This is a genomic window from Synechocystis salina LEGE 00031, assembly GCF_015207985.1.
Classification (GTDB): Bacteria; Cyanobacteriota; Cyanobacteriia; order Cyanobacteriales; family Microcystaceae; genus Synechocystis; species Synechocystis salina.
In genome coordinates this window covers 103,589-109,695 of record NZ_JADEVV010000005.1, presented here as the reverse complement: position 1 = coordinate 109,695, position 6,107 = coordinate 103,589, and the positions used below count along the sequence as shown (strand labels likewise).

Sequence of the window (6,107 nt, the reverse complement as noted above, 5' to 3'; positions counted from 1 at the left end):
CACTATGCCAAGGAACTAGAGGGATTGCAGAGAGCCCTTAACGTGCAGAGGTTACTACACAACTGGTTCCGTCCTCATGGAAGTCTGGGAAAAAATACCACTCCGGCTATGGCCATGGGCTTCATTGACCGCCCTGTCGAAATTGCAGAAATACTTACCTGTAGAGGCTTTTGCCACTTCACTCCTTAAAAGGACAGTGCCCATTCCCGGACTCCCTTCATCATAAAGAAGCTTGGCTAAAGGAATTGTCCGCGCCGTTTCATTAACTCGCTGAGAGTAGTTCAAGACTGCATACAAAATTACTTCAGGGACTAGGGTGGGTTTATATCCTAAACGAAATAAATAATGACTGCCACCGGCTGGACTAATCAATCCTAAATCCACAAAAGGACAATCTAACGACTCTTCACTAGCAATAAATTTTTTAACATTAGGTTGCTTGGCATACATCCTAAGTAAACAACTGGCATCTTTTTTTAGAGAAGATTCAGCAATATTGCCCGATAGGCGATCGCTGTAATCTAATAACGCATCCAAGAAGTCACGGTCGGTAAATTCCAAACGATTAAATTGATTAAATGTGAACCACCAAGCCGAGGCTAAACATGGCGTTTCCAGTAACTTCCAGTGTAATAACCATAGCGATGCGGGATCTTCCAAATAAGAATCCCATCCCTGATCTCCCAGTAATGCCTCTCCAAAAATCGTTGGTTGATCATCTTCCAACAACTTAAAGGCTTCGCACCAGTAGCGAATTGACCGCACCATATTCTTCCCGACTCCGAGCAACATTGCTGCATCTTCTGCCAAGAAAATACGCGAATTAGCCTTTGCACGATCAAATCCTTTTTTTAGCCAACCAAAACGGGGATGGAATGTCTCATGTCTTGCAAAGATAGGCTTTAATTGATTTTGATGTTTTGGAATATCAAGACCAAGCTGAACTCTCATAGTCATACAACTAACTTAAAATTCTATTATTGATATTGTTAATCTTGTTAAAGTAAATAAAAAATCACTTACGGGTTTGAAATTAAAACCTGGAGATAACATAAATTTATTGATTCCCCACTCACAAAATAACTTTAAGAAAATAAGACTTGCAACAATTCTTTAACTTGTCGATCAAGTGATTAACCTTAACATTTTTTGCGGCAAGCCACATTAGCTATAATGAACCACTTTAAGTCTGCTTTCAATTCCAAATCTAGTATCCTAGGATGGAATTGGTTCACAGTGACTAACTTGACGTTGAAGGGACTTTAGCGGTCTAATCGATCTAGTGGTTTCACCGGCTTTGCCCCGGTTGAGCAATCCTCTTTTTTTTGCAAATATCATGACGGTTAAAGTTCTTATTCCGACTCCGCTACAAAAGTTCACCAGTGGTCAAGCCACCATTGATTGTGAGGCCGCTGACGTAGGGCAGTTGATTGAAGCTCTAGAAGCTAGTTGTCCCGGTATTAAGGCCCGGCTGTGCGACGAAGAAGGCAAACCCCGCCGCTTTCTCAATTTTTACGTCAACGAAGAAGACATCCGCTTTTTAGAAGGTACAGACACAACCCTGAGTGCAGGGGATGAAGTAAGTATTGTGCCCGCCGTAGCTGGGGGTTAACGATCGCCTAAAGATCAAATGGAGGTGAAAAGTGTAATCCACCTCAAAACTGGCCCGGGGACTCCTTCCTGGGTTTTTGTTATGGCAGGAAAAGGGGGTTTGATATTGCCCCCCTAGCTTCCCTATTTTGTCCATGGGTGCAGACTTACACCGTCGCCAGTTGGGGTTCTGGACGTTTGCTGTTTCGCACTCCGGCGATCGCCTCGGCGTAATCGGGGGCATTGAACACAGCGGAACCGGCCACAATGGCGTTGGCTCCGGCCTCTAGCACTTGCCAAGTGTTATTGGGTTTAAGCCCACCATCTACTTCGATCCAGGGATCCAGACCCCGTTCATCACACATTTGCCGTAGGGCACGGATTTTGGGTAACACTTCGGGAATGAAGCTTTGACCACCAAAGCCGGGGTTGACGCTCATGATCAAGATTAGATCACAGACGGGTAATACATACTCAAGAAAATCCAGGGGAGTGGAGGGATTGAGCACCGCCCCGGCTTTTTTACCCAATTCCCGAATTTGACAAAGGGTACGATGCAAATGGGGAGAAGCGTTGTGCTCCACATGGACAGAAATAATGTCAGCACCGGCCTTGGCAAAATCTTCGACGTACTTTTCCGGTTCAACGATCATTAAATGAACGTCCAAGGGTTTTTTGGTCAAGGGACGAATAGCGTCCACAATCAGCGGGCCAATGGTGATATTGGGCACAAAGCGGCCGTCCATCACATCAACGTGGATCCAATCAGCCCCAGCTTCGTCCACGGCTTTAATTTCTTCACCTAAGCGGCTGAAGTCCGCTGACAAAATTGAGGGAGCAACGACGATATTTTTGGGCATGGGAAGGGTCTCTAAGTATTTCAACTCATAAACAAGCTTGAAATTCAGTGTAAACAATTACGGTCAATTGTAGTAGGCCCCCAAAGCCGGCCTTTAAAATAGAAAATAGTCCGTTAGAACAAATTAGAAGCCAAATTTAAGCTGACTTTTTAATGTCTGACCCTGATGTGTCCGTCTCCCCAGTCAAGGCCGAGGCTTGGTATAGCTATGGCATCGAAAAAACCCTACGCCGGTTGACCACTGTCCCCCATCGGGGGTTGGCAGAAAAGACTGTGGTGGAACGAAGACGTACCCATGGGCTGAATGAAATTGCCACGATCGCCGGTCGTAATAATTGGCAAATTTTGCTTGACCAGTTCACCAATGTGATGTTGTTGATGCTGATCGGGGTGGCAATTATTTCCGGGGTTTTAGACCTGCTCAGTTTACGGCTAGAACAATCCCAGACGGAGGGTTTGCCCTTCAAGGATACCATCGCTATTTTTGCCATTGTCATTCTTAATGGTTTGTTGGGTTATTTCCAAGAAAGTCGGGCAGAAAAGGCCTTAGCAGCCCTGAAAAAAATGGCTTCTCCCAAGGTACAGGTGGTACGGGACGGCGATCGCCAGGAAGTTAAAGCGGCCAGCTTGGTGCCGGGGGACATTATTTTACTGGAGGCGGGCAGTCAACTCTGTGCCGATGGGCAACTGATTGAAGTAGCTAATTTATTGGTGCGGGAATCGGCCCTGACCGGGGAAGCCCAGCCGGTGGAAAAAATTGTCAGTAAGAGCGGCTTACCCCTAGATACCCCCCTTGGCGATCGCCAAAATATGGTCTTTTCCGGCACCGAAGTTATTCAAGGCCGGGGCAGAGCGGTGATTACCAACACTGGCATGGCCACCGAATTGGGCAAAATCGCCCAGATGTTACAGACCGTGGCCCCGGAACCCACCCCCCTCCAAAAACGAATGGAAAATTTGGCCGGCATCCTGGTGTCTGGTTCCCTCATGTTGGTGGCGGTGGTAATTATTCTGGGGGTTTGGCAGAGTGGCTGGGGACAACTGCGACAGTTGGTGGAAACGTCCCTGAGCATGGCGGTGGCGGTGGTGCCAGAAGGTTTACCGGCGGTGATTACGGTTACCCTGGCCCTGGGTACCCAGAGAATGATTAAACGTCACGCCCTGATCCGCAAGTTACCGGCAGTGGAAACCCTCGGATCCGTCAATGTGATTTGTTCCGATAAAACTGGCACTCTCACCCAAAATAAAATGGTGGTACGGGAGGTGCTGACCCATGGCGATCGCCTCAGTATTGGCGGAGAAGGCTACCAACCCCAGGGCAACATTATCAACCTATCGGACGGGGAACAGAGGACTACCTCCGGGCCATGGCCCCCAGCGCTGCAACTCCTGTGTCTCAACGCCATCCTCTGCAACGATTCTGACCTGAGCTGCAATCCTGGGGAAGTGCAGTGGCAAGTTATTGGCGACCCCACCGAAGGCGCATTACTGGCTCTGGCTAGGAAATTTGGCTTTGACCAGGCACAACTGCGGCCTAGTTTTATCCGCCGGGGAGAATTTCCTTTTTCTTCGGAACGTAAACGCATGGGAGTGGTGGTGGAAGTCCCCAGCGAAGAGGATCTCCATTTACCGGATTTATCGAGGATTTTGCAGACCTTGGCTTCACCGTCGGCACCCTACTTAATTTTTTCCAAAGGATCGCCGGAGTTGCTACTGTCCCAGTGCAACCAGATTCACATCGCTGGCCATGGGGTGCCCCTTAGCCCCCAACATCAAGAACAAATTTTGAGTGATAACAATTTCATGGCCAGTCGGGGGTTACGGGTATTGGGTTTTGCCTGTAAATCCCTGGCCCAGATTCCCAGCACCCCAGATCTTATTGCCGCCGAAGAAAATTTGGTTTGGTTGGGCATGGTGGGCATGTTGGATGCGCCCCGGCCAGAGGTGCGGCTAGCAGTGGCAAAATCCCTCGCCGCTGGCATTCGCACTGTGATGATTACCGGCGATCATCCCCTCACCGCCCTGGCGATCGCCAAGGATCTGGGCATTAACCAAGCCGGCGATCGTTTTTTGACAGGGCAAACATTAGAACAGCTACAACAAAGCGACCTAGAAGCCCAGGTGGAAGAGGTGAGTGTCTTTGCCAGGGTTTCCCCCGAACATAAACTACGCATTGTCAAAGCGTTCCAAGCCAGGAATCGTTTTGTGGCCATGACCGGCGATGGGGTCAACGATGCCCCGGCCCTCAAACAAGCCGACATTGGCATTGCCATGGGCATCACTGGCACCGATGTCAGTAAAGAAGCCAGCGACATGGTTTTGTTGGACGACAACTTTGCCACCATTGTGGCCGCCGCCGAGGAAGGGCGGGTGGTGTATAACAACATCCGTAGCTTCATCAAATACATTCTGGGCAGCAATGTGGGGGAAGTGATCACCATTGCTTCCGCTCCCCTGCTGGGGTTGTCTGGGGTGCCCCTCACCCCCCTACAAATCCTTTGGATGAATTTGGTCACCGATGGCTTACCGGCCCTAGCTTTGGCCATGGAACCGGGGGAACCAAACATTATGCAGCGTCGCCCCTTTAGTCCCCAGGAAAGTATTTTTTCGCGGGGATTGGGGGCCTATATTATCCGCATCGGTCTGGTTTTTGCCGTGGTTACCATCACCCTCATGCTCTTGGCCTATCACACCACTGAGCTAGCCGGTGTGCCTGGCAGTTGGAAAACCATGGTCTTCACTACCCTTTGTATTGCCCAGATGGGCCATGCCATTGCGGTGCGTTCCAGCCACCGTTTAACCATAGAAATGAACCCTTTAACCAATCCCTACCTCTGGGGAGCCGTAATTGTCACCACCATGCTGCAATTGGGCTTAGTGTACGTTGAACCTCTGAGAAATTTCTTTGGTACTGATTGGCTCAGCCCCCAGCAACTACTGATTTGTTTTGGTTTTAGCAGTTTAATGTTCGTCTGGGTGGAGTTGGAAAAATTATTTGCCCGGTTGACGAGATAATTTTGGCCATCATCAAATTCCCCAAATAAGCAATGGGGAAAAGGAGAGTTTTGCCGACGCTACGAGAAAAGTTAGAATGGTTGACCAAATAAGATTATTTAATTACTATGCCCCGCACCCAACGTAACGATAATTTCATTGATAAGTCCTTTACCGTTATGGCGGACATTATCCTGAAAATTCTGCCCACTAACCAAAAAGCGAAGGAAGCCTTTGTTTATTATCGCGACGGTATGTCGGCCCAGGCGGACGGGGAATATGCTGAGGCTTTGGATAACTACGAGGAAGCGTTACGGTTGGAGGAAAATCCCAATGACCGCAGTTACATTCTCTATAACATGGCCCTAATCCACGCCAGCAACGGCGACCATGAAAAGGCCCTGGGGCTTTACCAAGAAGCCATTGAACTCAACCCCAAAATGCCTTCAGCGTTGAATAATGTTGCGGTGATTTACCATTTCCAAGGGGAAAAGGCGAAGGAGGCGGGACAGGAAGACGACGCCGAGAATCTATTTGATAAAGCAGCGGAATATTGGAAACAGGCCATACGTCTGGCCCCCAACAATTACATTGAGGCCCAAAACTGGCTTAAAATTACCGGGCGATCAGAAATGGATGTGTTTTTCTAGCCCCTATCCCCTAG

Annotated in this window: 4 protein-coding genes and 2 pseudogenes; 4 read left to right on the top strand and 2 right to left on the bottom strand. The window is 48.8% G+C overall.

The annotated features are described in order from the left end of the window. Positions 1-189 (top strand): annotated as a pseudogene (locus tag IQ217_RS18775) (IS1 family transposase); the annotation flags it as partial. 39 nt (positions 190-228) lie between these two features. Here the strand turns inward: IQ217_RS18775 and IQ217_RS02940 are convergent. Next, positions 229-951 (bottom strand): annotated as a pseudogene (locus IQ217_RS02940) (DUF4007 family protein); the annotation flags it as partial. A 331-nt stretch (positions 952-1,282) separates the two neighbouring features. Between IQ217_RS02940 and IQ217_RS02935 the strand changes: the two are divergent. Further along, a complete protein-coding gene (locus tag IQ217_RS02935) occupies positions 1,283-1,612 on the top strand; it encodes a MoaD/ThiS family protein (protein ID WP_190597685.1) in 330 nt (109 codons plus the stop codon). Positions 1,613-1,757: 145 nt separating this feature from the next. On the opposite strand, the gene rpe is transcribed toward IQ217_RS02935, so the two are convergent. Beyond that, complete coding sequence (gene rpe / locus IQ217_RS02930; protein ID WP_194018856.1) at positions 1,758-2,450, bottom strand: ribulose-phosphate 3-epimerase; 693 nt, start codon at positions 2,448-2,450, stop codon at positions 1,758-1,760. Positions 2,451-2,602: 152 nt separating this feature from the next. Here rpe and IQ217_RS02925 point away from each other — a divergent pair, with 152 nt between their 5' ends. Both IQ217_RS02925 and IQ217_RS02920 read left to right on the top strand, forming a co-directional pair. Next, complete coding sequence (locus tag IQ217_RS02925) at positions 2,603-5,464, top strand: cation-translocating P-type ATPase (protein WP_194018855.1); 2,862 nt, start codon at positions 2,603-2,605, stop codon at positions 5,462-5,464. 107 nt (positions 5,465-5,571) lie between these two features. Beyond that, positions 5,572-6,093, top strand: coding sequence for a photosystem I assembly protein Ycf3 (locus IQ217_RS02920; RefSeq protein WP_190597688.1), 522 nt, complete (start codon positions 5,572-5,574; stop codon positions 6,091-6,093). Positions 6,094-6,107 lie beyond the last annotated feature (14 nt).

Coding starts and splice junctions, on each gene's coding strand:
- rpe (WP_194018856.1), bottom strand. CDS start 2,450: ATGCCCAAAAATATCGTCGTTGCTCCCTCAATTTTGTCAGCGGACTTC.
- IQ217_RS02925 (WP_194018855.1), top strand. CDS start 2,603: ATGTCTGACCCTGATGTGTCCGTCTCCCCAGTCAAGGCCGAGGCTTGG.
- IQ217_RS02920 (WP_190597688.1), top strand. CDS start 5,572: ATGCCCCGCACCCAACGTAACGATAATTTCATTGATAAGTCCTTTACC.